This window comes from Ensifer sp. LC11, from assembly GCF_001695835.1.
Lineage (GTDB): Bacteria > Pseudomonadota > Alphaproteobacteria > Rhizobiales > Rhizobiaceae > Ensifer.
This window is the reverse complement of the sequence record NZ_MBSO01000005.1, coordinates 155,862-181,097: the sequence shown is the minus strand read 5'-3', so window position 1 is coordinate 181,097 and position 25,236 is coordinate 155,862. Positions and strand designations below refer to the sequence as shown.

Annotated in this window: 23 protein-coding genes; 20 read left to right on the top strand and 3 right to left on the bottom strand. The window is 62.4% G+C overall.

What is annotated here, in order from left to right; genetic code table 11:
• On the top strand, window positions 1-270 hold a 270-nt coding region (locus BBX50_RS30645), incomplete at its 5' end, for a hypothetical protein (RefSeq protein ID WP_210183467.1).
• A 129-nt stretch (window positions 271-399) separates the two neighbouring features.
• Here the strand turns inward: BBX50_RS30645 and BBX50_RS04540 are convergent.
• Window positions 400-1,344: a LysR family transcriptional regulator gene (locus BBX50_RS04540; protein WP_065774117.1), complete on the bottom strand. Its 945-nt coding sequence runs from the start codon at window positions 1,342-1,344 to the stop codon at window positions 400-402.
• A gap of 237 nt (window positions 1,345-1,581) precedes the next feature.
• Here BBX50_RS04540 and BBX50_RS04535 point away from each other — a divergent pair, with 237 nt between their 5' ends.
• The 7 genes from BBX50_RS04535 (at window position 1,582) to BBX50_RS04505 (ending at window position 9,112) form a co-directional block, all read left to right on the top strand.
• Entirely contained in the window at window positions 1,582-2,787 is a 1,206-nt protein-coding gene (locus BBX50_RS04535) for an ABC transporter substrate-binding protein (RefSeq protein WP_065774133.1), read from the top strand.
• 4 nt (window positions 2,788-2,791) lie between these two features.
• Complete coding sequence (locus BBX50_RS04530) at window positions 2,792-3,574, top strand: ABC transporter ATP-binding protein (protein WP_065774116.1); 783 nt, start codon at window positions 2,792-2,794, stop codon at window positions 3,572-3,574.
• A gap of 1 nt (window position 3,575) precedes the next feature.
• Window positions 3,576-4,277, top strand: a complete 702-nt coding sequence (locus BBX50_RS04525; RefSeq protein ID WP_065774115.1) for an ABC transporter ATP-binding protein — start codon at window positions 3,576-3,578, stop codon at window positions 4,275-4,277.
• A 3-nt stretch (window positions 4,278-4,280) separates the two neighbouring features.
• Window positions 4,281-5,168 carry a branched-chain amino acid ABC transporter permease gene (locus BBX50_RS04520; protein ID WP_065774114.1) on the top strand — a complete coding sequence of 296 codons (888 nt, stop codon included), beginning with the start codon at window positions 4,281-4,283 and terminating at the stop codon, window positions 5,166-5,168.
• Window positions 5,161-6,156, top strand: coding sequence for a branched-chain amino acid ABC transporter permease (locus BBX50_RS04515; protein ID WP_065774113.1), 996 nt, complete (start codon window positions 5,161-5,163; stop codon window positions 6,154-6,156). The genes BBX50_RS04520 and BBX50_RS04515 overlap by 8 nt, the downstream gene beginning before the upstream one ends.
• Window positions 6,157-6,245: 89 nt before the next feature.
• Window positions 6,246-7,841, top strand: coding sequence for a GMC family oxidoreductase N-terminal domain-containing protein (locus BBX50_RS04510; protein ID WP_065774112.1), 1,596 nt, complete (start codon window positions 6,246-6,248; stop codon window positions 7,839-7,841).
• 221 nt (window positions 7,842-8,062) lie between these two features.
• Window positions 8,063-9,112 (top strand): Tim44 domain-containing protein, encoded by a 1,050-nt coding sequence (locus BBX50_RS04505; RefSeq protein ID WP_065774111.1) that lies wholly within the window; start codon window positions 8,063-8,065, stop codon window positions 9,110-9,112.
• An 83-nt stretch (window positions 9,113-9,195) separates the two neighbouring features.
• On the opposite strand, the gene BBX50_RS04500 is transcribed toward BBX50_RS04505, so the two are convergent.
• On the bottom strand, window positions 9,196-10,122 hold the full coding sequence (locus tag BBX50_RS04500) for a LysR family transcriptional regulator (RefSeq protein ID WP_065774110.1): 927 nt from the start codon (window positions 10,120-10,122) through the stop codon (window positions 9,196-9,198).
• An 84-nt stretch (window positions 10,123-10,206) separates the two neighbouring features.
• Here BBX50_RS04500 and BBX50_RS04495 point away from each other — a divergent pair, with 84 nt between their 5' ends.
• From BBX50_RS04495 to BBX50_RS04455, 9 genes are all read left to right on the top strand, one after another.
• On the top strand, window positions 10,207-10,695 hold the full coding sequence (locus BBX50_RS04495; RefSeq protein ID WP_065774132.1) for a DMT family transporter: 489 nt from the start codon (window positions 10,207-10,209) through the stop codon (window positions 10,693-10,695).
• 254 nt (window positions 10,696-10,949) lie between these two features.
• Entirely contained in the window at window positions 10,950-12,194 is a 1,245-nt protein-coding gene (locus BBX50_RS04490) for an MFS transporter (RefSeq protein WP_139108274.1), read from the top strand.
• A 64-nt stretch (window positions 12,195-12,258) separates the two neighbouring features.
• On the top strand, window positions 12,259-13,737 hold the full coding sequence (locus BBX50_RS04485; RefSeq protein WP_065774108.1) for an aldehyde dehydrogenase family protein: 1,479 nt from the start codon (window positions 12,259-12,261) through the stop codon (window positions 13,735-13,737).
• A 117-nt stretch (window positions 13,738-13,854) separates the two neighbouring features.
• Entirely contained in the window at window positions 13,855-14,775 is a 921-nt protein-coding gene (gene ppk2, locus BBX50_RS04480) for a polyphosphate kinase 2 (RefSeq protein WP_065774107.1), read from the top strand.
• Between the two features lie 133 nt (window positions 14,776-14,908).
• Window positions 14,909-15,751 carry a MurR/RpiR family transcriptional regulator gene (locus BBX50_RS04475; RefSeq protein ID WP_065774106.1) on the top strand — a complete coding sequence of 281 codons (843 nt, stop codon included), beginning with the start codon at window positions 14,909-14,911 and terminating at the stop codon, window positions 15,749-15,751.
• Window positions 15,752-16,043: 292 nt separating this feature from the next.
• Window positions 16,044-17,507, top strand: a complete 1,464-nt coding sequence (locus BBX50_RS04470) for an MFS transporter (RefSeq protein WP_065774105.1) — start codon at window positions 16,044-16,046, stop codon at window positions 17,505-17,507.
• A complete protein-coding gene (locus BBX50_RS04465) occupies window positions 17,504-18,163 on the top strand; it encodes an aspartate/glutamate racemase family protein (protein ID WP_065774104.1) in 660 nt (219 codons plus the stop codon). Before BBX50_RS04470 ends, BBX50_RS04465 begins: the two co-directional genes overlap by 4 nt.
• 133 nt (window positions 18,164-18,296) lie before the next feature.
• Window positions 18,297-18,887 carry an ankyrin repeat domain-containing protein gene (locus BBX50_RS04460; RefSeq protein ID WP_065774103.1) on the top strand — a complete coding sequence of 197 codons (591 nt, stop codon included), beginning with the start codon at window positions 18,297-18,299 and terminating at the stop codon, window positions 18,885-18,887.
• Window positions 18,888-18,914: 27 nt separating this feature from the next.
• A complete protein-coding gene (locus BBX50_RS04455) occupies window positions 18,915-19,418 on the top strand; it encodes a YHS domain-containing (seleno)protein (RefSeq protein WP_244513087.1) in 504 nt (167 codons plus the stop codon).
• Between the two features lie 103 nt (window positions 19,419-19,521).
• Here the strand turns inward: BBX50_RS04455 and BBX50_RS04450 are convergent, their stop codons facing one another.
• Window positions 19,522-21,741 carry an adenylate/guanylate cyclase domain-containing protein gene (locus BBX50_RS04450; protein WP_065774102.1) on the bottom strand — a complete coding sequence of 740 codons (2,220 nt, stop codon included), beginning with the start codon at window positions 21,739-21,741 and terminating at the stop codon, window positions 19,522-19,524.
• A gap of 171 nt (window positions 21,742-21,912) precedes the next feature.
• Between BBX50_RS04450 and BBX50_RS04445 the strand changes: the two genes are divergently transcribed.
• Genes BBX50_RS04445 through BBX50_RS04435 form a run of 3 tightly spaced genes read left to right on the top strand, consistent with a single transcriptional unit; the run spans window position 21,913 to window position 25,232 of the window.
• Window positions 21,913-23,331 (top strand): DUF1254 domain-containing protein, encoded by a 1,419-nt coding sequence (locus BBX50_RS04445; RefSeq protein ID WP_065774101.1) that lies wholly within the window; start codon window positions 21,913-21,915, stop codon window positions 23,329-23,331.
• A 17-nt stretch (window positions 23,332-23,348) separates the two neighbouring features.
• A complete protein-coding gene (locus BBX50_RS04440) occupies window positions 23,349-24,371 on the top strand; it encodes a DUF1254 domain-containing protein (protein ID WP_083213527.1) in 1,023 nt (340 codons plus the stop codon).
• Window positions 24,372-24,404: 33 nt separating this feature from the next.
• Window positions 24,405-25,232 carry an alpha/beta hydrolase gene (locus BBX50_RS04435; RefSeq protein ID WP_065774100.1) on the top strand — a complete coding sequence of 276 codons (828 nt, stop codon included), beginning with the start codon at window positions 24,405-24,407 and terminating at the stop codon, window positions 25,230-25,232.
• Window positions 25,233-25,236 lie beyond the last annotated feature (4 nt).

Genomic DNA, 25,236 nt, shown 5'->3' with positions numbered 1-25,236 from the left:
GGTCCCGCGAGCTCCGCCGCCCACGTTTCTCTTTCTCTATCTTCAATTGTCAAAAAACCGACGAACTCACCATCCGTCAAACCGTTTCCAACAAGCCCGAAACTTCCGTCCCAGACCCACCAATCAGCCTCAGCCAACCAAGGAAACTCTAGAGCGAAGGTCGTCGTCGCCAGCAGCGCCGCCGCCCTCGTCAGTGATCGGGCTTATAGACCCCACACCTCGCAGACGTCAACAGCCATCTTCAAAAAAACTTCAAAAATCGACAAGTGATTGATTTTATTTGATTATTTCGACTGTTGATAAATTCAGTCGATTTTGAGGGCCGAACAAGAGACCCTTTGGGAGGCAAATCACCCGCTTCGGGTCGGGAACCGTCATCTCGGTGTCATCCAGTACGAATTACGGTCGCGACGTGCGGCGCAGGCTCGTCATCACTGGCGCTGCTTCCCGGGTGAAATACGACCTGTTCTCTCGCACGATCTGCATCAGGAACTCGCGCACCGCCCTCACCCGCGGCACCGCCACCAGATCCCGGTGGCAAACCATCCAATAGGTGCGCTTGAGCTCGATTTCGTCTGCCAGCACGATTTCAAGGTCCTCTTCCTGCCGCGCCATGAAGTGCGGCAGCACACAGAGACCCAATCCCTGACGCACCGCCTTCAGCTGGGTCAGAATGCTCGAGCTCTGGAAATGGGCCCGCAGCCCCGGCTGCAGTTCGCCGAGGTAATCGAGGCCCGGCGCAAAGATCATGTCTTCGATGTAGCCGACGAAGCGGTGCGCAGCGAGGTCGTTGCGGCTGGCAATCGGCGGGTGTCTGGCGAGATAGCTGCGTGAACCATAAACATGCAGCGTATAGGGCGTCAGCACCTCGGAATGATAGGGCCCGGCCTTCGGCGCGGTCAGCGCCACCTGGATATCCGCCTCCCTGCGCGACAGCGACATGATCTGCTGGATTGCCACCAGTTCGAGCGACACGTTCGGGTAGCTCGCAGCAAAATCGGCGAGCCGGTCAGCCAGGAAGAAATTACCGAAACCTTCGAGCGTGCTCAGGCGCACGACCCCGCGCTGCGCCGTCAGGCCGTCATTGATGTCGAGCTGCAATTGCTCGGTCTCGCGCTCGATGCGTTCGGCGGTTTCGATGAAACGCTGCCCCATGCCGGTCAGCACGTAACCGCGCGGATTGCGCTCGAACAGCTTGACCTTAAGCGCAAATTCCAGCCGGTCGATGCGCCGCGACACGGTGGCATGACTGGTTCGCAGCCGCCGCGCCGCCGTCGACAATTGCCCGGTCCGGGCTACCGCCAGAAAGAACTGCAGATCGTCCCAGGTGAAATTCGGATTCATCGCCACTCCCTATCTGTTCGAAAATGAACAGATCCTGTTTGCAATTTATGGTCCGGGCCGCTTGCATCCAAGCGATTTTTTCCGGATTGTAACGGGCAGAGCCGACATCTGAGGAGCATGTCTGGCCAAATATGAACAGAACCAAATAATCGGCCCGGCATCGCGGAACGGTGCGCCGGAAACGGCGGACGTTTGCGCGTGTATTTCGTGCTTTTCGAAGCTCTGGAGGAGGACATGATGACGAAGAAACTGATCGTAACATTGGCGGCAATGCTTGCCAGCAGCACCGCCGCTTTCGCCGACGCATCCGACGGCAAGGTCAAGATCGGCATCTTGAACGACCAGTCCGGCGTCTACGCCGATTTCGGCGGCAAGTCCTCCTATGAGGCGGCGCTGATGGCGGTCGAAGATTTCGGCGGCAAGGTGCTTGGGGTGCCGGTGGAAGTCACTACTGCCGATCACCAGAACAAGGCCGACATCGCCTCCAACATCGCCCGCCAATGGTACGACACCGAACAGGTCGACAGCATCATGGAGCTCACCAGCTCTTCGGTCGGCCTTGCGGTGCAGGCGCTGTCGAAGGAAAAGAAGAAGATCACCATCAACACCGGCGCTGCGACCACCGAACTTACCGGCAAGCAGTGCTCGCCCTATGGCTTCCACTGGGCCTATGACACCCATGCGCTTGCCGTCGGCACCGGCGGCGCGCTCGTCAAGCAGGGTGGCGACAGCTGGTTCTTCCTGACCGCCGACTACGCCTTCGGCTATTCGCTCGAGGAAAACACCGGCAACTACGTCAAGCAAAACGGCGGCACGGTCGTCGGCTCCGTCCGCCATCCGCTGGCGACGACCGACTTCTCGTCCTTCCTGCTGCAGGCGCAATCCTCCGGCGCCAAGGTGATCGGCCTTGCCAATGCCGGCCTCGACACATCGAACGCGATTAAGCAGGCGGCCGAATTCGGCATCGTCCAGGGCGGCCAGCGGCTTGCGGCTCTGCTCTTCACCCTTGCCGAAGTGCACGGCCTCGGCCTCGAGGCGGCGCAAGGCCTGACGCTCACCGAAGGCTTCTACTGGAACCGCAACGAAGAGAGCGCCAAATTCGGCAAGCGTTTCATGGAGCGCACCGGCAAGATGCCGAACATGGTTCATGCCGGTACCTACTCGGCCGTGCTGTCCTATCTGAAGGCGATCGAAAAGGCCGGCACCGATGATGCCGACGCGGTCGCCAAGGAGCTGCGTGCGCTGCCCGTCAACGACGTCTTTGCCGAAAACGGCAAGGTCGCCGAGAACGGCCGCATGATCCACGACATGTATCTGCTCGAAGTGAAGAAGCCGGAAGAAAGCAAAGAACCCTGGGATTACTTCAAGGTGCTTGCCACCATTCCCGGTTCCGAAGCCTTCATCGATCCGGCCAAGAGCGGCTGCGACCTCGTGAAGTCGTAACGCGATGAGCGCACCGGTCACCGAGCCGAACGGCGCACCGCGGGTGGTTCTGTCCGCCCGCGGTCTGCGCCGTGACTTCGGCGGCTTCACCGCCGTCAACAACGTCAATCTCGACGTCCATCACGCCCGCGTGCATGCGCTGATCGGCCCGAACGGCGCCGGCAAGACGACGGTCTTCAACCTGTTGACCAAGTTCCTGCAACCGACCGACGGCTCGATCACGCTGCTCGGCGAGGACATCACCCGCACGGCGCCGGACAAGGTGGCGCGCATGGGGCTGGTGCGCTCGTTCCAGATCTCCGCCGTCTTTCCGCACCTGACGGTGCTCGACAACGTGCGCGTGGCGCTGCAACGGCCGAACGGGCTTGCAACCCAATTCTGGAAGCCGATTTCGGCGCTCGACAGTCTCAATGCCAAGGCCGACCAGCTGATCCGTTCGGTCGGTCTCGACAGGGAACGCAACGCCGTTGCCGCCGATCTATCCTATGGCCGCAAGCGTGTGCTCGAAATCGCCACCACGCTGGCGCTCGATCCCAAGGTCCTGCTGCTCGATGAACCGATGGCCGGCATGGGCCACGAGGATGTCGGCATGGTCGCGGAAATCATACGCGAGGTGGCGCGCGAGCGCGCCGTGCTGATGGTCGAGCACAATCTCTCCGTCGTCTCGACGCTGTGCCACCACGTCACGGTGCTCCAGCGCGGCGAGATCCTTGCCGAGGGCGACTATGTCCAGGTGTCGGCGGACCCGCGGGTGCGCACCGCCTATATGGGCACCGAGGAGACCTGACATGAAACCGCTTTTGAAAGTTTCCGGCCTCAATGCCTGGTATGGCGAAAGCCACATCCTGCACGGCGTCGAGCTGACGGTCGGCGAAGGCGAGATGGTGACGCTGCTTGGCCGCAACGGCGTCGGCAAGACGACGACGCTGCGCTCGATCATGGGCATCGTGCGCAAGCGCAAGGGCGAGATCAGCTTTGCCGGCGCGGACCTGATGAAAGTGCCGCTGCACCGGGTCGCCCATCATGGCCTCGGCTTCATTCCGGAGGAGCGCGGCATCTTCTCGACGCTTTCGGTCCACGAAAACCTGCTTTTGCCGCCGGCGGTCGCCAAGGGCGGCATGACGATCGACGAGATCTTCGAGCTTTTCCCGAACCTCTACGAACGCCGCAGCAGCCCCGGCACCAAGCTTTCCGGTGGCGAACAGCAGATGCTGGCGATCGCCCGGATCTTGCGCACCGGCGTGCGCATGATGCTGCTCGACGAGCCGACCGAGGGGCTCGCGCCGGTCATCGTCCAGCGCATCGGCGACGTGTTGAAAACCTTGAAGCAGCGCGGCATGACTGTGCTGCTGGTCGAGCAGAACTTCCGCTTTGCCAGCAAGGTTGCCGACCGCTTCTATCTGATGGACCATGGCCAGATGGTCGGCGAGTTCCCCGTTTCGGAACTCTCGAGCCGCATGGACACGCTGCATGACGTGCTGGGGGTCTGAGTGATGAGCACGATTTTTGGAATTCCCATGCAAGCCTTTCTCGGCCAGCTGCTGATCGGGCTGATCAACGGCTCGTTCTACGCGCTCTTGAGCCTTGGCCTTGCCATCATCTTTGGCCTGCTGCGCGTCATCAACTTCGCCCATGGCGCACAATACATGCTCGGCGCCTTCTTCGCCTGGCTGCTCTTGTCGCATTTCGGCCTCGGCTACTGGCCGGCGCTGATCATCGCACCTGTTGCCGTCGGCCTCGTCGGCGCCGTGATCGAGCGCACCATGCTGCACCGGCTCTATACGCTCGACCCGCTCTACGGCCTGCTCTTCACCTTCGGCCTGGCGCTGACGATCGAGGGCACCTTCCGCTATCTCTACGGCGCGTCCGGCCAGCCCTATGCGACGCCGGCAGCCCTTGCTGGCGGCACCAATCTCGGCTTCATGTTTCTGCCCATCTATCGCGGCTGGGTGATCGTCTTCTCGCTTGTCGTCTGCATCGGCACCTGGCTGGTGATCGAGAAGACCAAGCTCGGCTCGTACTTGCGCGCCGCCACCGAAAACCCGGTGCTGGTGCAATCCTTCGGCATCAACGTGCCGTTCCTCCTGACGCTCACCTATGCGCTGGGGGCGGCCCTTGCGGCGCTCGCCGGCGTGCTTGCCGCGCCCATCTACCAGGTCTCGCCGCTGATGGGCTCGAACATCATCATCGTCGTCTTCGCCGTGGTGGTCGTCGGCGGCATGGGCTCGATCATGGGCGCGATCGTCACCGGTTATCTGCTCGGCGTCGCCGAGGGGCTGACCAAGGTCTTCTATCCGGAAGCCTCCAACATCGTGATCTTCGTGATCATGGCCATCGTTCTCCTGATACGGCCTGCAGGCCTCTTCGGCCGGGATGCTTGATATGACGCTGACACTCGATATCGAAAAACCGAAGGAAAAGAGCCCGGTTGTCGTCCAGACCGTGTTCCTCGGGATTGGACTGGCGCTGCTCATCCTGGCGCCGATGTTCTTCTATCCCGTGTTCCTGATGAAGCTGTTGTGCTTCGCACTCTTTGCCTGCGCCTTCAACCTGCTGCTCGGCTACACCGGCTTGCTCTCCTTCGGCCACGCGGCCTTCTTTGGCGGGGCTGCCTATTTCACTGCGCACACCGTCAAGGAATGGGGCCTGCCGCCGGAGCTCGGGATCCTCGTCGGCGTCGCCGGCGCGGCATTTCTCGGGCTGATCGTCGGTTATCTGGCGATCCGCCGACAGGGCATCTACTTCGCGATGATCACGCTGGCGCTGGCGCAGATGTTCTATTTCTTCTGCCTGCAGGCGGAGTTCACCAAGGGCGAGGACGGCATCCAGTCCGTGCCGCGCGGTCATCTCTTCGGCTTCATCGATCTCAGCCAGTCTACGAACATGTACTACTTCGTGCTCGGCGTCTTCGTCATCGGCGTCGCCATCATCTGGCGCATCATTCACTCGCCCTTCGGCATGATCCTGAAATCGATCCGCGAGAACGAAACGCGCGCCGTGTCGCTCGGTTATTCCGTGCGCAACTACAAACTCGCCGCCTTCGTGATGTCAGCGGCGCTCACCGGCCTCGCCGGTGGTGTCAAGGCGCTGGTCTTCCAGTTCGCCACGTTGACGGATGTCGGCTGGCAGATGTCGGGCGAAGTGATCCTGATGACCCTTCTCGGCGGCATCGGCACGCTGATCGGCCCGCTCTTCGGCGCCGGGCTCGTGGTGACGCTGCAGAATTATCTCGCGACCTCGGAATTCCCGGTGACGATCATCACCGGCCTCGTCTTCATGGTCTGCGTGCTGGTTTTCCGCCGCGGCATCGTCGGCGAGTTCTATCATTCGCGGCTCGGCCGCAAGCTTGGTTTTGAACACAGACAGTAGCTGGCCCCTCCCCGCCCAAGCGGGTGGGACGGAGCCGTAGCCCGATCCAGATTTGGCAAGGATCGAGCCCCGAACATTGGAAGAGAACCATGGACACGTTCGACTATATCGTCGTCGGAGCGGGTAGCGCCGGCTGCGTGCTCGCCAACCGCCTTTCCGAAAATCCCGGCCATCGCGTGCTGCTGCTGGAGGCCGGCGGCCGGGATAATTACCACTGGATCCATATTCCGGTTGGCTATCTCTACTGCATAAACAACCCTCGCACCGACTGGTGCTTCACCACGGCTGCGGAGGAAGGCCTCAACGGCCGCTCGCTCGGCTACCCCCGCGGCAAGGTGCTTGGCGGCTGCTCGTCGATCAACGGCATGATCTACATGCGCGGCCAAGCGCGCGACTACGACCATTGGCGCCAGCTCGGCTGCACCGGCTGGGGCTGGGACGACGTGCTGCCGCTCTTCAAGAAATCGGAGGACCACTACAAAGGCGCCAACGAGATGCACGGCGCCGGCGGCGAATGGCGGGTGGAAAAGGCGCGGGTGCGCTGGGACGTGCTCGACGCCTTCCAGAAGGCCGCCACCGAAGCCGGGATTCCCGAAACGCCGGATTTCAACCGCGGCAGCAATGAAGGCTCCGGCTATTTCGATGTCAACCAGCGCTCCGGCATCCGCTGGAACACGGCAAAGGCATTCCTGCGCCCGGCCCAGAAACGCGGCAACCTGACGGTTCTGACCAAGGCGCATGTGCGCAAGCTGATCATCGAAGGCGACCGCATCGAAGGCGTCGAGTTCCAGCACGATGGCGTGGTCAAGCGCGCCCGCGCTGCCCAAGAGACGGTGCTTTCCGCTGGCGCCATCGGCTCACCGCATATCCTCGAACTGTCAGGCATCGGCCGCGGCGACGTGCTGCAGGCAAACGGCATCGAGGTCCGCCACGAGCGCTCCGGCGTCGGCGAGAATTTGCAAGACCATCTTCAATTGCGCATGGCCTACAAGGTGACGGGTGTGCCGACGCTCAACGAAAAGGCCAATTCGCTGATCGGCAAAGCATCGATCGGCCTTGAATACCTGCTGAAGCGGTCGGGCCCAATGGCGATGGCGCCGAGCCAGCTCGGCATCTTCACCCGCTCGGGCGCGGAGAAGGAAACACCGGACCTTCAGTATCATGTACAGCCGGTCTCGCTGGATAAGTTCGGCGAGCCTGTTCATTCCTTCCCGGCGATCACTGCCAGTGTCTGCAATCTCCGCCCGGAAAGCCGCGGTTCGGTTCACCTGAAAGGCCCGGACTTTGCGGCGGCCCCGGACATCCGGCCGCGCTACCTGACCGCGGAGGCCGATCGCAACGTCGCCGTCAGCGCCATCCGGCTGACGCGGCGGATCGTCAAGCAGCCGTCCTTCGCCCGCTTCAATCCGGTCGAGTTCAAACCGGGCCCGTCCTATGAGACGGAGGAGGATCTTAAGCGCGCCGCCGGCGACATCGGCACGACCATCTTTCATCCGGTTGGCACCTGCCGCATGGGCGCCGACCCCGAGAGCGTCGTCGATCCGGAACTGCGGCTGCGCGGTCTCAAGGGCCTGCGCATCGCCGACGCCTCGATCATGCCGACGATCACCTCGGGCAACACCAATTCGCCGACGATCATGATTGCCGAAAAGGCGGCGAGCCTGATCCTGGCGGCGAATCGCTAGGGCGTTCCAGCGAACGCGTGCAGCGGTTTTGCGGTCGGGAAAAGCGCAGTGTCGAATCGATCGGAAGGTGCTGATTCCACGGCGGATTCAGCCCGGCAAGCGGCGGCGGATAACGGTAAACTGGCCGAAAAGCGACGCGAAAAGCTTAAATCTCAGGCTTTGAGCCCCTATATCAGCCCCTGATGGCTCAGTTTTGAGCCCAAGCAAGATTAGGGGTTGTGATGGCAATGCAGCGATTTGGGCGTTTTGGACGAACCCTGGCAATGATGGCGATCGGCATGACCGTCGCGCTGACCGTTGTGGACGTCGCCGAAGCGCGGCGCTCGGGCGGCGGCTTCGGAAGCCGCGGCACCCGCACCTTCTCGCAGCCGCCGGTGACCCGTACCGCACCGACGAACGCAGCGCCGATCGACCGTTCGATGACGCCGCGCCAGGACGCAAGTCCGACCGCCACCAATCCGGCGGCCGGCCAGACGCGCCCGAACGCTACCCAGCCGAACGCCCGCCCGGGCTTCTTCAGCGGCTTTGGCGGCTCGCTGCTCGGCGGCCTGATGGTCGGCGGCCTGATCGGCATGCTGATGGGCGGCGGCTTCGGCGGCGCTGCCGGCTTCCTCGGCCTGATCGTGCAGATGCTTTTGATCGGTGGCCTGATCATGCTCGTCATGCGCTTCTTCGGCCGCAACCGTCAGCAGACGGCCTATGCCGGCCCGTCCGAGCGGTCGTCGGGCCAGTCACCGTCGAATGGTATGCCGTCGTTCAAGATCCCGAGCATCGGTGGTGGCCAGTCGGGTGGTCAAACGCAGGCACGCCCCATGGCAGCACCTCAGCCGGCTCCTATCACCGACGGTCCGGCCGATGAAATCGGTGTCGAGCAGTCCGATCTCGAGCAGTTCGAAAAGATGCTGAAAGACGTCCAGGCCGCCTATGCCGCGGAAGACTACGGCACGCTGCGTCGCCTGACGACGCCGGAAGCCATGTCCTACCTGGCCGAAGAGCTCAGCGACAATGCAACAAGCGGCGTCAAGAACGATGTCCGCGACGTGCATCTCGTCCAGGGCGACGTGGCCGAAGCCTGGTCCGAAAACGGCACCGACTTTGCGACGGTCGCCATGCGCTACGAGAGCATCGACGTGATGCGTGATCGCACGACCGGCAAGGTGATCAGCGGCGACCCGGACAAGCTGACGGAGGCCGTGGAACTCTGGACCTTCGTCCGCAAGCCGGGTGCCGAATGGCAGGTCTCGGCGATCCAGGGCGTCAGCCACGACTGACGCGAGCAACGTCTATCAATCAAGAAGGCCCGGTCGGCTCCGCCGCACCGGGCCTTTTCGTTTTCAAGATCACACTTTCGAGATCACAGAGTGGCCGGGACCGCCTCCGACGGCGCGAGAATCTGACCGATCAAATCTCTGAGCCAGCGATGGGCGGGGTCGCCGTCGCGCCGCCGATGCCAGATCTGCCGGAAGGCAAAGGGCGGGATGGCAAAGGGTGGGGCGAAGATGGTCAAGGACCCGGCCTCGGCATCGTGCGGCAGGATACGGCGCGCCACTGTAAGCACGAGGTCCGTGCCGATGACGAGCCCGGGCGCCGCACTCCAATGGGGCAGCGCGAGCGCAATACGCCGCTTGTGTCCGACGGCCGCCAGCGCCAGGTCGATCTCGTTGCCGGTATCGCCGCGGAGCGAAACGAGAACATGCGGCCGCTCCAGATAGGCCGAAAGATCCATCGTCTTTTCGCCACCAAGACTCGCACCATCCGCCAGGCAGGCGAAGTGTTCCTTAAACAGGAGCGATGTTCTCAGATCTTCAGCAAGCGCCGGAAACACGCCGAGCGCCAGATCGATCTCGCCGTCGACCGCTTGCGACATCATCACCTCGCGGCTCGCTTGGCTGACGACGAGGTCGACATTCGGCGCCTGCCAGCGCAGCACCGCCATCAATTGCGGCAGCAGAACGAGTGCGGCGTAGTCGGACATCGCCAGACGGAAGACATGGTGCTCGCGCGCCGGGTCGAACGCCTCGGAACCCATAAGCTGGCGCATGTGCGCCAGCGCCTCGGTTAGCCGCGGTGCGATCTCCAGCGCCCGCACCGTCGGCTCAAGCTGTCCGCCATGGCGCACGAGCAGCGGGTCGTCGAAGAGGGAGCGCAAGCGCGCGAGCGCATGGCTGACGGCCGGCTGGCTTTTGTTCAGCCGAATGGCTGCACGGGAGACGTGACGTTCCGCCAGCAGGGCATCGAGCACCACCAGCAAGTTCAGATCGATCGCGCCGAGATTATTCATAAAGCGAATATAGCACGTGCGAAATTGGAATTTCCATTCATGCTTCCGATGGAGAAGAATGGGGCAATCAAGAAGGAAAAAACAATGCCCACTCTCTCCTCCCTCCTCATGCTTGCCGCGGCGACCTTCGCCGGCGCCGTCGTCCCCCTCCAGGCCGGCGCCAATGCCAACCTTGGCCGCCTCCTCGGCCATCCGCTCTGGGCAACGGTCGTCTCGCTTGGCGTCAGCCTCGCGCTCATCCTGCCGATGCTGATCGCCTTGCGGGTGCCGTTGCCGAGCCTCGCGGTGGCATTCAAGGGTCCGTGGTGGATCTGGACCGGTGGCACCGCCGGCGTGATCTACATCACCGCGGCTCTCCTCCTTGCGCCGAAGCTCGGCGCGGCAAGCTTCATCGTCGCCGTCATCGCCGGGCAAATGGCCATCTCCATGCTGATCGACCATTTCGGCCTGATGGGCTTCCCGGAAAAACCGGTCAACGCCGCACGCCTGACCGGCCTTCTGCTGATCATCGGCGGCATGATTGTCACGCAGATTGCAAATGCCTCCCCGGCGCTGGCCGAAGCGACGCGCTGACAGTCGGCCGCGAACCGGCCAGATAGCCACGCCCATCGTGGCTGCCGCTTGTCACCGAACAAGTGCGCGTGGTAGACGGCAGCCATGTCGAACGAACCCCATCTGATGGCCTGATCGGCCCCGCAAGGCGGGGCTTGCAACAGTGAGCCCAGTAGCGTCCGCCTTCCGGGCGGACAGATTTCGTTCGCGCCGATCCATTTCTTAATCTGCCTTTCAAGGCTGGTGTGGATCGGCTGCCTGCCACCGGGCTCGTCATGATTATTTCCATTTTCTCGGGCTGCGCCGCCTTCCGGCGCATCTGCCTCGTTCTCGCCATCCAGTCCTTTTGCTCCTGGATGCTCGTTGCCGCGCTTCCCATTATTGTCGCCGCCCGTTTTGGCGCCGGCGCGGAGCTCATCGGCAGCCTGGCGCTCCGCCTTCTGCCACGCATCCTGTTTGCGCCTCTAGCCGCTGCTCTCATCCGAAAAGCAGGTCCACGCGTTCCGGTCCTTTGCGCGATCGCTGGCGTCGCGACAGCTATTCCGGCTGTGACGCTCGCGCCAAACGCGGTGACGGTGCAAGCCATCATCCTCCTGATCGGCCTCGCCGATACGGTGATCGCGCCGGGTCTGCTGACGCTCCGCTCTGCGTCCGTTCCGCCCGGTCGCAACATGGAGGCCAATACGGCCTTTCAGGCGATCGACCGCTTCGCCAAGATTTTCGGGCCACCGGCGGCAGGCCTGGCGGCGGCAATGGCCTCGATATCAGCAACGCTTCTGGTACTGGCGCTCGGCCACCTCATCGCCGCAACGCTGCTGGTGCCCCGCCCCCCGGGAAGTTCGGATCCGCGCGAACCAACGGTGTCGCCAACCCGAAATACCTGGCGAGAGGCATTCGCCATCATGCGTGGCAATCCTCTTCTCTGGGCGCTGCTGATCCCTGCCTTCGGCTATATGGTCTCGCTCGGCGCGCTGCAGCCGTTTCTGTTGTGGCTCAACCGCGACCAGTTTCACCTCGGGCCCGAAATGTGGACTATGCTCCTTGGAGCCCAGGGCGCCGGCGCCTTGCTCGGCGTCTTTGTCTCCAACTGCATCGCCAAGACCCTGATCGATACGCGCACCCTGCTTCTCGCCTATCTCTTTGCAAGTTTGCTGGAAGGCATCTCGACTTTCATGCTGATCTTCGCGCCAAGCCACGGCGCAGCAATGGCGCTGCTCATCGTCGGCGGCGTTCCGGAAATGATTGCCTTTGCCACCTACTTCACCCTGGTCCAGCGATGCCTTTGCCTTGAGCGGCAAGTGTTGTTCTACGCACTCAGCCTGCCGCTGATGGATCTCGGTCTCATGATCGGTGTGCTGTCGGGGGCGATGCATGCGAGCGGTCCCATGACACTCGGGCAGTTCTGGCTGTTTGCCTGCGCCTGCACCGTGTTGCCGGTGCTGCCTTTCCTCAAATGGCGAAAGCGAGCCGGTAGACACCGAGCAGCGGCGCAGGACCAGAAACACCAACGCCAGCCGTAACTTACGGCTGGCGCGAACGGCTTTCGCTGGCCATACTCACCCTGGGCTTTTTGAGGGGTATGGCATGCAGGATCGGTTGTTCATTGACGGCAAATGGGAAAAGCCACGGCGTGGCGGCACGCTCGAGGTTATTGACCCGGCGACCGAAGAGGTGATCCACCGCGCGCCGGCGGCGACCTACGAGGACGTCGACCGCGCCGCAAAGGCCGCCCGCATCGCCTTCGACAGCGGCCCCTGGCCGAAACTGTCGGGGACCGAGCGCGCCGCCTATCTCCGCGCGATCGCCGCCAAGATCGAGGAGAAGCGTCACTCGCTGGCGCGGCTCGAGGTGACCGACAACGGCAAGCCGCTGCCGGAGGCGCTCTGGGACATAGACGATGCCGCCGGATGCTTTCGCTACTATGCCGGCCTCGCCGAAGAGCTGGATGCCGATCCTGAAGAGGCGATCACAGTCGGCGACAACCGCTTCACCGCACGCGCCGTGCGTGAGCCGCTCGGCGTCGTCGGCGCGATCACGCCCTGGAACTATCCGCTGCTGATGGTGTCCTGGAAGGTGGCCCCGGCGCTCGCCGCCGGCTGCACCATCGTGCTGAAATCGTCAGAGTTGACACCGCTGACGGCGCTTGAGCTTGGCGTCATCGCCGAGGAAATCGCCCTGCCGCCTGGCGTGCTCAACATCCTCACCGGCACCGGCCAAGACGCCGGCCAGCCGCTCACCGAACACCCGCTGATCGACAAGCTCGCCTTTACCGGTTCCGTCGTGACCGGCCGCAAGGTGATGATGGCCGGCGCCCAGGACATCAAGAATGTCAGCCTCGAGCTCGGCGGCAAGTCGCCCTTCGTCGTCTTTGCCGACAGCGACATCGACAAGGCCGTCGAATGGATCATGTTCGGCATTTTCTGGAACCAGGGCCAGGTCTGCTCGGCAACCTCGCGGGTGCTGGTCGAGGAAGAGATCTACGAGACCGTCGTCAAACGCCTTTGCGAAGAGGCTGCCAAAATCACCATCGGCAATGGGCTCGAAGACGGCACCCTGCTCGGGCCGATCGTTTCGAGAGGTCAATACGACAAGATCCTCGGCGCCATCGACCGTGCTCGACAGGACGGCGCCACGGTGGCAGCCGGCGGCGGCCGTCCGGCCGGCCTGAACAGTGGCTATTTCATCGAGCCTACCGTGCTCACCGACATGCGCGAAGACAGCTTCGTCTGGCGCGAGGAAATCTTCGGCCCGGTCGTCTGCGTCAAGCCGTTTGGTGACGAGGCGGATGCGATCCGTATGGCCAACGACAGCCGCTTCGGCCTGGCGGCGGCCGTGATGTCTGCCGACCGGGAACGCTGCGAACGTGTCGCCCGCGCGTTCCGCGCCGGCATCGTCTGGATCAACTGCTCGCAGCCGACTTTCCCCGAGGCGCCCTGGGGCGGCTACAAGCAATCGGGCATCGGCCGCGAACTCGGCCGCTGGGGTCTTTCGAATTATCTCGAGACCAAGCAGATCACCAGCTTTGACGCCGACGAGCCCTGGGGCTGGTATCTCAAGGGATAGGGGCGAGCAGGCGCATCTGCCTGGGCGTCAAATTCCCTTCATGCGGCTGTGAAATAAGCCGACTAACGATAGCAACAGGAAAGGCTGTCGCTGAGCACACTGAATCCGGAGGGTCAGATGAACAGGCCGAACGACGAGATCGAAACGCAGGACTGGCTGGAAGCCGAACTGGCCGACACGCTCGACGAGGACTATGAGCTCGAGCTTTCCGAACCGGCGCTGTCCGAAGAGATCCGCAAGATCTACCGCAAGAGCCACCCGCCAACGATCCCGCGCATCGATTACTTCCGCACGCTGCTGAAGCTGCAGTCGGAATTGATCAAGCTGCAGGACTGGGTGGTCTACCACAAGGAAAAGGTGGTGGTGATCTTCGAGGGGCGTGATTCCGCCGGCAAAGGCGGCGTCATCAAGCGTATCACCCAGCGGCTCAACCCGCGCGTCGTGCGGGTCGCCGCACTGCCGGCGCCCTCCGACCGCGAGAAGACGCAATGGTATTTCCAGCGCTATGTGCCGCACCTGCCGGCCGGTGGCGAAATCGTGCTCTTCGACCGCTCCTGGTACAATCGCTCCGGCGTCGAGCGCGTCATGGGCTTTGCCACAGAAGACCAGGTCGAGCAATTCTTCGACGACGTGCCGGAATTCGAGCGCATGCTGGTGCGCTCCGGCATCCGGCTGGTGAAATACTGGTTCTCGATCACCGACGAGGAGCAACAGATGCGCTTCCTCGTGCGCATCCATGACCCGCTGAAGCAGTGGAAGCTGTCGCCCATGGACCTGCAGTCGCGGGTGCGCTGGGAGGCCTATACCAAGGCCAAGGAAGAGACCTTCGCCCGCACCAACATTCCCGAAGCGCCCTGGCACATCGTCGAAGGCAACGACAAGAAACGCGCCCGGCTGAACTGTATCGATCACCTGCTGGCGCAGTTCCCCTACGAGGACGTCCCTCACGAGGAAATCTCGCTGCCGGAACGCGTCTTCAATCCGGATTACGAGCGCAAGGTGCTGCCGCCGGAACTCTACGTGCCGTCGAAGTACTGACGTCGGCGGCGCAACGGCGTTCGCTCCTCCCTGCCGGTCACAGTTGAAAGCGAGGCGGCGCCCGCCCGGCTCGCTTGCAATATCCGCGCGGAAATCAGAGATTGCCGTGAAACGACAGTTTCATGGAATCGACATGAGCCCCAAAGAACGCTCCTTCCTCACCCGCGTCCGCCAGGTGCTGCCGGAACTGCATCCGGCCGAACGGCGACTGGGCGACTTTCTCTGCGATTTTCCCGGCGAGGTCGCAAGCTACTCGGCCCAGGAACTGGCCGCGCTGGCGCATGTGTCGAAGGCGACCGTCTCGCGCTTCATCCAGCGGCTCGGCTATGACAACTATGAGGAGGCGCGCCGCCATGCCCGCGCCGACAAGCAGACGGGCTCGCGCCTTTTCCTGGCGACCGCCACCGACAGCGGCGGCGAACAATCGCTCTCCGCCCATGTGGCACAAGGGGTCTCCAACATCGAGGCGTCCTTTCTCGCTATTTCCGAAACTCAGGTGACGGCGGCGGCAACCGCCATTCTTAGCGCCCGCAAGGTCTGGGTCATCGGCTTTCGCGCCAGCCATTCCTTCGCCACCTATCTGCAATGGCAGATGACGCAGGTGATCGAGAACATTTCGGCCATTCCCGGCGGCGGCCAGACGCTTGGCGAGCATCTGGTCAGCATCACCAGCGACGATGTCGTCATCCTCTTCGGCCTGCGCCGGCGCGTTTCCCTGATGGAACCATTGCTTGCACAGATCGAGAAATCGGGTGCGCGGCTGCTCTACATTACCGACGAGGGCGTGCCCTTTCTCAACCAGGCGGAATGGCATTTCCGCTGCCAGACGCTGGCACCTGGCCCCCTCTTCAACCATGTCTCGGTCATGGCGCTCTGCCATCTCTTGACGACCCGATGCATCGAAATCGCCGGCACTTCCGGTCGAAGTCGGCTCCGCGGCATCGAAGCCATCAACGATGCGCTCGAAGAATTGTGAGCGGCGATTGGGCATTTGCCTGAAACACCAGAACATTTTTTGCACGGAAGAAATCTGAGTTTCAACGGTTCGCGACACGACGACCTTCCGTCAAGCCTCTGACAATAAAAGAGAAACCATGGTTTCTCAGCAAATGGCACGAAATCTGCATTCCCTAGACTGTTCTGCGAACGGCCTGGTCCTTTCGCAGCGCATCATAGAATCTTCTATGAAACCAGAATTTCATGATGTAGATTTCATGAAACTGAGTTTTCACATTTTCACGTTGTTAAGCCATAAAGGGGAACGAACCATGGCAGCGGAAAATATGGTGCCTTCCGGCAGGTCATCGCCGGTCATCAGACAGTTGGAATCAGCCTTCACCAAGATCGGCGTCACCGGCGCCCACAAGCAAATCCTTGCCCTCGTGCTCATCGGCTGCCTGTTCGACAGCTTCGAGCAGAACACCATCGGCGTCGCCGGCCCGATCCTGAAGGAGCATTGGGGCCTCACCGGCACCGATATCGGCTTCCTCAACACCATCACCTTCGGCAGCGCCGCGATCGGTCGTCTGCTCTCCGGCATCCTCGGCGACCGCTACGGCCGCCGCGTCATGCTGACCATCAACCTTCTGCTCTTCACCATCGGCTCGGCCGCCTGCGCCATGGCGCCGAACTTCGCCACGCTCTGCTTTGCCCGCGCCATCGTCGGCTTCGGCGTCGGCGGCGAAATCTCGACGGCGGTGACGATGCTGTCGGAATTCTGCTCGCCAAAATTCCGCGGCACCGCGGCCGGCCTCGTCAATGTCGGCGCCGGCGGCTTCGGCAACTTCCTGGCGCCTGCCTTCGGCCTGATGATCTTCACTCTCTTCCCGGGTGAAAACAGCTGGCGCTGGCTCTTCGCAGCACTCGCTTTGCCGGCCCTGCTCGTCGTCTTCTATCGCCGCTTCGTGCCGGAAACGCCGCGCTTCCTCGCCTCGCAAGGCAAGATCGACGAGGCCAACAAGGTGCTTTCGATCCTTGCCTCCGGCTCGCTGCGGCCGCGCAACCTCAAGGTCCAGGAATACCTGACCAAGGACCACCTGAAGGACGAGGAACCAGTCAAGAGCGACTGGAAGGAACTCTTCCGGGCGCCCTTCATCGGCCGCACCATTCCGGTCGCCATCGCCATCCTGATGAGCTACGGCGCCCAGCTTTCGGTGCTGACCCTGATGCCGATCATCTTCGTCTCCATGGGTTACACGCTCCAGGGCAGCCTGCTCTACAGCATGATCATCCAGAGCGGCAGCGTGCTCGGCGCCATCGCCGCCTCGATGTTCGGCTATTACTTCCCGCGCAAGAAGGTGCTGACAACAGGCGCGATCTTTGCCTGCCTTGCGGCGGTCTCGATCGCCTATCTCGGCACCAACATCTACCTCGTCCTGATGTTCGGAGCGATCTTCCAGTTCTTCGTGCTGCTTCTCAACACCTCGATCTGGATCTATGCGCCCGAACTCTTCCCGACCCGCATCCGCGCCTTCGGCGTGGCGCTGATCCTGGCAACCGGTTCGGCCGCGGGTTCCTTCATCCCCACCATCGCCGGCGCGCTCTTCGATGTTTACGGCATGGTCGGGGTCTTCGGTCTCGCCGCCAGCATGTATGCGGTCTTCGCCTTCTGCATCCAGCTCGGGCCCGAGACCTACGGCATGTCGATGGAGGATTTGACCCAGCCGGCCAGTGCCGACGTCGCAAAGGCTGACACCTCTGAAATCAAAGTCGGCGCGGAACTGAGAACGTGAGCTCGCATATCCTTCTGATCAACCCGAACAGCTCGCATGCCACCAGCGACATGATGGTCGCCATCGCACGCAGGGCCGCATCAGGACGCATGGCCGTGGCAGTTGCCACGGCCATGCGGAACCCGCCGATGATCGTGACACCGGAGCAGCTGGATGCGGCCGCTGCCGAGGTCGTCGAGATCGGCGAAAAGCATGAGGCCGGATGCCTTGGCATTGTCGTCAGCGCCTTCGGCGATCCCGGCCTTGCCGCCCTCAAGCACCGCCTCACGATCCCCGTGATCGGCATCTGCGAGGCCTCGATGATCGAGGCCTCGCAGGACGGCCGCAAATTCGGCGTCGCCACCACGACGCCGGAATTGATCCAGGCGATCGACGACCGCGCCCGCGATCTCGGCGTCTGGGACCAGTATACCGGCATTCGCTGCACATCCGGCGATCCCCTCGCGCTCTCCGCTCACCCGGAGCGCCTGCTCGATGCCCTCGGAGAAGCCGTGCGCCAATGCATCGAACGGGATGGCGCCGAGGCTGTCATCATCGGTGGCGGCCCGCTCGGCCAGGCGGCCGAACAGCTCCAGCCGCTGTTCGCAACGCCGATCATCGCCCCCATCCCGAGCGCGATCGATCGCATGCTCGACCTGATGCAGGTCGCCGCCTGACCGGCATTCGCCATCGCAGACACCCGAAAGGAGTATGGACCGGGCGACGGTAAAGCCTGTTTCCACCGGTCGCCCTGTGTTATTTTCGCTCTTCCTAAACAGGCGAGACCGAAGCGGGGGCGGAGGTTACGCGATGAGATCTCTCTTTGCTGCACTCGCCGCGGTGGCTTTTTTTACCGTGGCGGCTATGGCGGGTCCTTTGCATGACGCGGCACGGGACGGCGACACGGAACGCGTCAAGCAGTTGCTCGATCAGGGAACCGACATAACCGAGCCCGATGCGGCCGGCGAGCCGGCGCTGCTCATCGCCGCTCTCAAAGGGCGCACCGAAATCGTCGCGCTTCTCCTCGACCGCGGCACCGCCATCGAGATCCGCAACAAAGGCGGCCTGACGGCACTGCATGCCGCCGCCTATGGCGGTGATCTCGAAACCGTCAAATTGCTCGTCGCCAAGGGCGCTGCCGTCAACGACGTCGCCAATTTCTACAAGATGTCGCCGCTGCATGCGGCAGCCGAAGAGGGCCACGCGGAGGTGGTCGCCTTCCTGCTCGCCAACAAGGCGGACATCGAAGCCAAGGAACGCAATGGCTACACGCCGCTGACGCAAGCCGGCTGGCGCTCGTACTGGCCAACCGCCGAGCTTCTTTTGAAGGCGGGTGCCACCTGCCAGAAGGCCGAACTTGTCGGCGAGTGGCTCTACGGCGAATGCACCAAACGACAATAAATCAGATCCGGAAACGGAGGAAACGGCATGTCTCGATACTCCATACCATTTGCGATCGCGGCGACAGCGGCGCTGTTCGCGTCCGCTGGGCCGTCGCTGGCGGAAGAGCCCGTGAACACCGGCTACTTCGGCGACGTGGCGATCAAGGGATACGATCCGGTCGCCTATTTCACCGAGAACAAGGCAGTCGAAGGATCGCCGGAATTCAGCTATCGCTGGCTCGGCGCCACCTGGCAATTCGCAAGCGCCGAGCACCGTGACCAGTTCATCAAGGAGCCGACCCGCTATGCGCCGCAATATGGCGGCTATTGCGCCGACGGCGTCTCCTTCGGCACGGTGACGACCAACATCGACCCGAAGGCCTGGCGGATCATCGAGAACAAGTTGTATCTCAGCTACGATCCGGGCGCCGCTGACGGCTTCCAGAAAAATCCGAACAAGGTGGTCGATTCGCGCAAACACTGGTCCGAGGTCGAGCAGACGCTGCTCACCGAAAAGGCGTCGATCAATTGGACGAAGCCCTCGCCCTGAAGCAGTTCCAGGAAAAGTGTGAAGCAGTTTTCCGTCCGGAACGGCGTCAACTCAAGGAACCTGCACCGACCAGGCTTTGATCATCGATGCCTGGCGAACCCCGTCATCGTTCGATCGAGAAGAACTTCAGCGCCTGTGGTGTCACGTTGATGTAGTCGGCGGTGCGTTCACCCTTCGCCGTATTGCGATAGACATAGCCGCAGACCATGCGACCGAGAAAGTACCCTTCGTATTTCTCGCAAAGCTGATTGCCCTTCACCTCGACACGACCGGTGATGCTCGTGTTGCTGCTGCGATAGGCGGTGTTGCCGGCCGTGTCGAAGAATTGCACGAAGCTCGTGCCATTCTTGTGCACGCCGACCCATGTCTTGTTGTCGATCAATCGCTGCAGTTCCGCCGGGCCTAGGCGATCGCTGGTCGCCCCAACGAAGCCGAAGGGCCATTCGGGGATACCGGCGGTGCGCAAGCCGAAGAGATGCCTGTAGAGATCTTCTTCGCGCCAATAGTCATAGAGATAGCCGTAATAGGTCAGGTTGGTGTCCGGGAAGAGTTTTAGCAGTTCCGCCGCTTCTGCCGCTGCGCTCTGCTGGTCGCCGTGCTGGGCAAAGGCCGCGGCGAGATACTCCTTCACGGCTTCCGCCTTCGGTAGCTCCTCGCGCGCCGCTTCAATCAGTGGGATCGCCCGTTCGAGGCGGCGCACCGTGTAGTAGACGATGCCCGCAAGCAGCTTCAGGCTGGACGACGGCGACGGATCGAGCCTCAGTGCCCGCTCGATATCCTCGACCGCCTGCTCGTGTTCGCCGGTCTGGGCAAGCACCAGCGCCAGGTTGGCCAGCGCCTCCGCATCGTTGGGCTGCGCGGAGACGGCCCTGAGCGCCGATTCCTTTGCCTCTGAAGCGCGTCCATCGACGAGCTGAAGCAGCGCCAGCACCGTATGGGCGCGGGCATTGTTGGCGTCGAGTTTCAACGCCTGGCCCGCCGCATCATAGGCGATCTTGCGCGCGACGGCCGCCGACCAGAGATAGTTGTAGTCGTTGCGCCAGACGTCGACCGCGATGCGGGCTATGCCGGCGTGGGCATCGGCGAAATCGGGATCGAGGTCGATCGCCCGCTGGTAAAAGGCAAGTGTCTGGCGATTGGTGTCGACATCGCGCCAGATAAGGCCCTGCTGCTCTGCCCGCATGTAGTTGTCATAGGCCTCGAGATTATCCGTCGGGATGCGCGCCAGCTGGTCGCGCTCGCCCTCGCTGAGCTTGACTTCGAGTGCTGCGATGATCTGGCCGATGACGTCGTCCTGAACGGCAAACAGGTCGGCATATTGCCGGTCATAGCGCTCCGCCCAGAGCGAAAGCCCGCTCATCGCATCGATCAGCTTGACGTTGATGCGCAGCCGCTGGTCGGCCCGCTGCAGCGTGCCTTCCAACACGTAGTGCACGCCCAGTTCGGCCGCCACGTCCTGGATCTTGGTGGCGTTGCCCTTGAGCGCAAACACCGAATGCCGCGCTATGACGAAGAGACCGGACACCTTGGACAATTCGGTGATGAGATCGTCCGTCAGCCCTTCGGCCAGGTGATCGTGATCGCTGTCTCCACTGACATTGATGAACGGCAGCACCGCGACGGAAGGCTGGTCCGGCAACGGATAGGCGAAACGCTGCGCTGGTCCTTCCTGTCCGATCCATGTCCACGGCTGCCACCAGGCGACAGCCGCCACCAACACAAGCGCCGCCACGCCGATTGCCACGCGTTTCAGCCGGGCGGCGGTCCGCCCGTTCTTTGCGGCGATGGTCTTGCCGGCAGCATCCGGGTCGAGAAGGACGCGATAGACGCGGATCGGCTCGGCGAGCCCCTTGACCGACTGGTGCCCCAACGATGCAAAGCCAGCCTTGAGTTTGGAGCTGACCTGATCATAGGCCGTGCCCGATATTGCAATGCCACCCGGCTCCGCCAGCCCCTGCACCCGGTCGGCGATGTTGACGCCGTCGCCATGGATGTCGTCGCCCTCGACAATGATGTCACCGAGATTGATGCCGATGCGGAAATCCAGCCTCTCGCCGTTCGGTCCCTTGTCAGCCTCTTCCGCCGCCTTGCGTTGCTGGATTTCGATCGCGCACTGGGTCGCATCGACGACGCTGCGGAACTCGACGAGCAGGCCGTCGCCCATCGTCTTCACCAGACGCCCGTGGTGTTCGAGGAAGAGCGGCTCAAGGATGTTGCCGAGGTCCGACTGGAATCGCAGGCGCGTCCCTTCCTCGTCGAGCCGGCTCAGGCGGCTGTAGCCGACGACATCCGCGATCAGGACGGCAGCGAGACGGCGCTCCATCGATGAACTCTCAACATACGATGTATTTTAGCGAGATGTTACCGCAGCTTGGCAAGCGGCGCCATCGGCGTGCGGCCGGCGATCACGCCCGAGCTGCGTCGTAACCGTTACGTACTTGCGGTGCCCCGTCGAACTGGCACGATTGCTGGCGATCATCGAAGGGAATTTGCCATGCTCAAACGACGGTCACTGCTGATGCTCAGCGCACTTGCGACGGCTCTGCCTGCACTCAAGATGACGGGGGCAAGCGCTGCCGATGCAGGCCTCTCCGCAGAGGAAGCCCGCGCCATCGCCAAGGAAGCTTATATCTACGGCTTTCCGCTCGTCGACAGCTACCGTGTGCAACATTCCTATTTCGTTGATCGCGGCAATCCCGAGTTCAAGAGCGGATGGAACACACTCAACAACACCGCTCGGGTCTATACGCCTGAGGATAAGGCGATCCAAACGCCGAACTCCGACACGCCCTATTCGTTCCTTGGAGCGGACCTGCGTGCAGAACCGCTGGTCCTGACTGTACCGGCGGTCGAGCCGGAGCGGTACTACTCGCTCCAGTTCATCGATATGTACACGTTCAACTTCGCCTATGTCGGTAGCCGTGCCACCGGAAACGAGGCCGGCAGCTTCCTGCTTGCGGGGCCTACCTGGAAAGGCGAGACCCCGCCCGGGATCAAGGCGGTGATCCGCTCGGAAACCGAATTCGCCTTCGTGCTTTACCGCACCCAGATGTTCAATCCGGCTGACATCGAAAACGTCAAGAAAGTCCAGGCCGGTTACCAAGTCCAACCCCTGTCGAGCTTCCTCGGCGAGGCGGCGCCGGCCCCGGCCGCGGCCATCGACTTTGCAGAACCGCTCGGCGCCGACGAGGAGAAGACCTCGCCGGATTTCTTCAGGGTCCTCAACTTCGTTCTCGGCTTCTGCCCGACGCACCCGTCGGAAACGAGCCTGATGGAGCGCTTCGCCAAGATCAATGTCGGCGCCGGCAAGAGCTTTGATTTCGATACATTCCCTCCAGAGATGCAGCAGGCGATCGAGGGTGGGATCGCGGACGCCTGGGCCGCATTCAAGGAATTCAAGGAAACCGAACTCGACACGGGGAAGCGAACCAGCGGCGACAGTTTCGGAACACGCGAATATCTGAACGGCCGCTATCTCGACCGCATGTCCGGCGCTGTGCTCGGGATTTACGGCAACTCCAAGAACGAGGCGATCTATCCCGTCTATTTTACCAGCGACGACAAGAAGCCGCTCTCGGGCGAAAACAGATACACCCTGCGCTTCGAGCCGGGAATGCCGCCGCCGGTCAACGCCTTCTGGTCGCTGACACTTTATGAGCTGCCGTCGAGCCTGCTCTATGCCAATCCGCTTAACCGCTACCTGATCAACTCGCCGATGCTTGCGGATCTGAAGAAGGACGCCGATGGCGGCGTAACGCTCTACATCCAGCATGAAACACCCGGCGCCGACAAGGAAGCCAACTGGCTGCCGGCACCGAGCGGCCCGTTCTTCACCGCCATGCGGCTCTACTGGCCGAAGCCGGACGCATTGGACGGCAAATGGAAAGCGCCGCCGATGCAGCGCGCCAACTGATCAAGAAGGATCCGAGCATGACGCATTATCGTTCGTTCTTCATGGCCGGCGCATTGGTGATCGCCGGTGCCGCGCCTTCAAGCGCCGCCGACCCCGTGACTGTTGGCGTTGACAACTTCATTCGCGCCGAAAGCGATATGTATGCGGCCAGCATGGTCAAGGACGGTGGCTTCGGCAAATTCGTGCACCGACGCGAACCGGCTTCGATCGACAATCAGACCGTCATCCGCCTCAATCGGGACACGCTCTATTCGTCTGCTGTTTTCGATCTGGATGCCGGACCGGTCACGATCACCCTGCCGGACGCTGGCAAGCGCTTCATGTCGATGCAGGTGATCAGCGAAGACCACTATGTACCCGAGGTCGTCTATGGTGCCGGCGAAACGACGCTGACGAAGGAGAAGGTCGGTACACGCTACGTCGTCGTCGGCGTCCGGACCCTCGTCAATCCCGCCGACCCGAAGGATATCGCCGAAGTCCATGCACTGCAGGACGCGATCAAGGTCAGTCAACCAAAAGAAGGCAAGTTCGAGGTTCCCGCCTGGGACCCGGCCAGCCAGAAGAAGGTGCGCGAGGCGCTGCTCGCGCTCGGTGCCACCATGCCGGACTTCAAGAAGGCCTTTGGCACCAGGGAAGAGGTCGACCCGATCCGCCACCTGATCGGCACGGCGACCGGCTGGGGCGGCAATCCCGACAAGGACGCGACCTATCTGAACGTCACGCCGGCCAAGAACGACGGCAAGACGGTCTACAAGCTTGCCGTCAAGGACGTGCCGGTCGATGCCTTCTGGTCGGTCAGCGTCTACGACGCGCAGGGCTTCTACGAGAAGAACTCCTACGACGCCTACACGATCAACAACATCACCGCCAGGAAGGCGGACGACGGCAGCGTCTCGATCCAGTTCGGCGGCTGCGACGGCAAGATCGCCAACTGCCTGCCCGTCGTCGACGGCTGGAACTACACCGTACGGCTCTACCGGCCGCGCAAGGAAATTCTTGATGATACCTGGCACTTTCCCGAGCCGCAGCCGGTAAACTAAGCTCGCCGCGGGGTGATCAAGGAGACCTGGTGCATGGAATTTCAGGACGACGACCTTGTCGCCTTTGCAGCAAACGGCGCATTGCCCCTGCCCGCACCAGCCGCTGAAGGCCAGGTCGAAAGCGACGGCGCCCGCATCTGGTACGCGGCCTATGGCGAGGGCAGGCCGGTAATCCTGCTGCATGGCGGCCTCGGCCACAGCGGCAATTGGGGCTATCAGGTACCAGCGCTCGCCGAATCCGGGCATCGCGTCATTTTGATCGACAGCCGCGGTCACGGCCGCAGCACCCGCGATAGCAAACCCTATACCTATGAACTGATGGCATCCGATGTGCTTGCCGTCATGGACAGGCTGCAGCTTCAAAAGGCAGCCATTGCCGGCTGGAGCGACGGTGCCTGCATCGCGCTCGTACTTGCTTCGAAAGCACCGGAGCGGGTGAGCGGTGTCTTCTTCTTCGCCTGCAACATGGACCCGAGCGGAACCAGGGAGGTCGAACCGGGCCCGGTGCTCGACCGCTGCTTCGGCCGGCATTCCGGCGATTACAGGCAGCTATCGGCAACGCCGGATGATTTTGGCGCTTTCGTCGACTCGGTCAGCGAGATGCAGAAGACCGAACCGAACTATGCTGCCGAAGACCTCGGCAAGATCCGCGTACCGGTCGCGATCGTCCAGAGCGAAAACGACGAGTTCATCAAACGCGAGCATGCGGACTATCTCGCCCGCAGCATTCCCGGCGCCGCATTCATCCTGCTTGACGGCGTCAGCCACTTTGCACCGCTACAGCGGCCGGACCGCTTCAATGCCGCACTCAAGGCCTTTCTTACGGCGCTGTCTGAAGGCGACGAGCAGAGCCAACAATGACGAG

Coding starts and splice junctions, on each gene's coding strand:
- BBX50_RS04540 (WP_065774117.1), bottom strand. CDS start 1,344: ATGAATCCGAATTTCACCTGGGACGATCTGCAGTTCTTTCTGGCGGTA.
- BBX50_RS04535 (WP_065774133.1), top strand. CDS start 1,582: ATGACGAAGAAACTGATCGTAACATTGGCGGCAATGCTTGCCAGCAGC.
- BBX50_RS04530 (WP_065774116.1), top strand. CDS start 2,792: ATGAGCGCACCGGTCACCGAGCCGAACGGCGCACCGCGGGTGGTTCTG.
- BBX50_RS04525 (WP_065774115.1), top strand. CDS start 3,576: ATGAAACCGCTTTTGAAAGTTTCCGGCCTCAATGCCTGGTATGGCGAA.
- BBX50_RS04520 (WP_065774114.1), top strand. CDS start 4,281: ATGAGCACGATTTTTGGAATTCCCATGCAAGCCTTTCTCGGCCAGCTG.
- BBX50_RS04515 (WP_065774113.1), top strand. CDS start 5,161: ATGCTTGATATGACGCTGACACTCGATATCGAAAAACCGAAGGAAAAG.
- BBX50_RS04510 (WP_065774112.1), top strand. CDS start 6,246: ATGGACACGTTCGACTATATCGTCGTCGGAGCGGGTAGCGCCGGCTGC.
- BBX50_RS04505 (WP_065774111.1), top strand. CDS start 8,063: ATGGCAATGCAGCGATTTGGGCGTTTTGGACGAACCCTGGCAATGATG.
- BBX50_RS04500 (WP_065774110.1), bottom strand. CDS start 10,122: ATGAATAATCTCGGCGCGATCGATCTGAACTTGCTGGTGGTGCTCGAT.
- BBX50_RS04495 (WP_065774132.1), top strand. CDS start 10,207: ATGCCCACTCTCTCCTCCCTCCTCATGCTTGCCGCGGCGACCTTCGCC.
- BBX50_RS04490 (WP_139108274.1), top strand. CDS start 10,950: ATGATTATTTCCATTTTCTCGGGCTGCGCCGCCTTCCGGCGCATCTGC.
- BBX50_RS04485 (WP_065774108.1), top strand. CDS start 12,259: ATGCAGGATCGGTTGTTCATTGACGGCAAATGGGAAAAGCCACGGCGT.
- ppk2 (WP_065774107.1), top strand. CDS start 13,855: ATGAACAGGCCGAACGACGAGATCGAAACGCAGGACTGGCTGGAAGCC.
- BBX50_RS04475 (WP_065774106.1), top strand. CDS start 14,909: ATGAGCCCCAAAGAACGCTCCTTCCTCACCCGCGTCCGCCAGGTGCTG.
- BBX50_RS04470 (WP_065774105.1), top strand. CDS start 16,044: ATGGCAGCGGAAAATATGGTGCCTTCCGGCAGGTCATCGCCGGTCATC.
- BBX50_RS04460 (WP_065774103.1), top strand. CDS start 18,297: ATGAGATCTCTCTTTGCTGCACTCGCCGCGGTGGCTTTTTTTACCGTG.
- BBX50_RS04455 (WP_244513087.1), top strand. CDS start 18,915: ATGTCTCGATACTCCATACCATTTGCGATCGCGGCGACAGCGGCGCTG.
- BBX50_RS04450 (WP_065774102.1), bottom strand. CDS start 21,741: ATGGAGCGCCGTCTCGCTGCCGTCCTGATCGCGGATGTCGTCGGCTAC.
- BBX50_RS04445 (WP_065774101.1), top strand. CDS start 21,913: ATGCTCAAACGACGGTCACTGCTGATGCTCAGCGCACTTGCGACGGCT.
- BBX50_RS04440 (WP_083213527.1), top strand. CDS start 23,349: ATGACGCATTATCGTTCGTTCTTCATGGCCGGCGCATTGGTGATCGCC.
- BBX50_RS04435 (WP_065774100.1), top strand. CDS start 24,405: ATGGAATTTCAGGACGACGACCTTGTCGCCTTTGCAGCAAACGGCGCA.